The 1,347-nt window shown below is 41.2% G+C and carries 1 protein-coding gene; it reads left to right on the forward strand.

What is annotated here, in order from left to right; translation table 11 throughout:
- Positions 1-118 precede the first annotated feature (118 nt).
- A partial coding sequence (iscB, locus tag VU18_RS15980) for an RNA-guided endonuclease IscB (RefSeq protein ID WP_236687441.1) occupies positions 119-1,347 on the forward strand: 1,229 nt, incomplete at its 3' end.

The following is a 1,347-nucleotide window of genomic DNA, read 5'->3' on the forward strand; positions in this document are numbered from 1 at the left end:
AACCCTGTCGCAGATGGTTAAAAGCTCTGATGGGTAGGAGCGGTGCTGTCTGCCGAACAAGCCCTTCCAACATTGGGGAGGAGGAACTCACTCCTGAAAGGAGGTACACGTCTTGTTCGTGTACATTATCAATAAGCATGGAAAACCACTCATGCCATGCTCACCAAGGAAAGCAAGACTTTTGCTAAAACAGAAGAAAGCAAAAGTAGTAAGAAGGACACCTTTTACCATCCAGCTTTTATATGGTAGCAGTGGTTACAAACAACCCGTGTCATTGGGTGTTGACATGGGGACACGACATGTAGGAATTTCTGCAACAACAAAGAAAGATGTGCTGTTTGAAGCGGAAGCGCAACTTCGAACAGATATTGTGGAATTACTTGCTATACGGAGACAGTTCCGTAGAAGTCGAAGAAACAGAAAGACTCGCTACCGAGAAGCCAGATTTCTTAACAGAAGAAAACCAGAGGGATGGTTACCACCATCTATTCAACACAAAATCAACTCGCATATAAAGTTGATTGACTTAGTTCACAATATTCTCCCTGTCACATCTGTCACTATTGAGGTAGCAGCATTCGATACACAGAAATTAAAAAACCTAAATATCCGAGGGGTGGAATATCAACAAGGAGAACAAATGGGGTTTTGGAATGTTAGAGAGTATGTTCTATACAGAGACAATCATACTTGTCAATATTGCAAAGGAAAAAAGAAAGACCCTGTTCTCCAAGTGCATCATATTGAAAGTCGAAAGACAGGAGGTGATTCACCAGATAATCTGATCACTCTATGCAAAACATGCCACCATGAAATTCACGAAAAAGGGCTTGAGCATATATTTCAACGCAAACGACCGCCTATGAGGGATGCTAGTCAGATGACCGCCATGCGATGGGCAATGTTTAGTAGGATAAGAGAAAAATACTCGCATGCAAATATCACATACGGGTATATCACCAAATGTATTCGCATTGCTAATGGACTGTCTAAATCTCATATGGTGGATGCTCGTTGTATTAGTGGAAATCCACTAGCCAAGCCAAGTGGCACGGTTTATCTTCTAAAATTCGTTCGAAAAAACAACCGTCAATTGCATAAAGCAACCATCTTAAAAGGCGGAAAACGAAAATCAAACAAAGCTCCACGATTTGTCAAAGGGTTTCAACTGTTTGACAAGGTGGTATACGAAAGGAAAGAATGTTTTATATTTGGCAGAAGAAGCAGTGGTTATTTTGACCTTCGGCTGTTAGATGGCACAAAAGTGCATGCTTCAGCAAGCTGGAAAAAGTTAAAAAGAGTTGAGCATGCTAGTACATTGTTAATTGAAAGGAGGAAGGGCGATTC

This window comes from Geobacillus sp. ZGt-1, from assembly GCF_001026865.1.
Lineage (GTDB): Bacteria > Bacillota > Bacilli > Bacillales > Anoxybacillaceae > Geobacillus > Geobacillus thermoleovorans.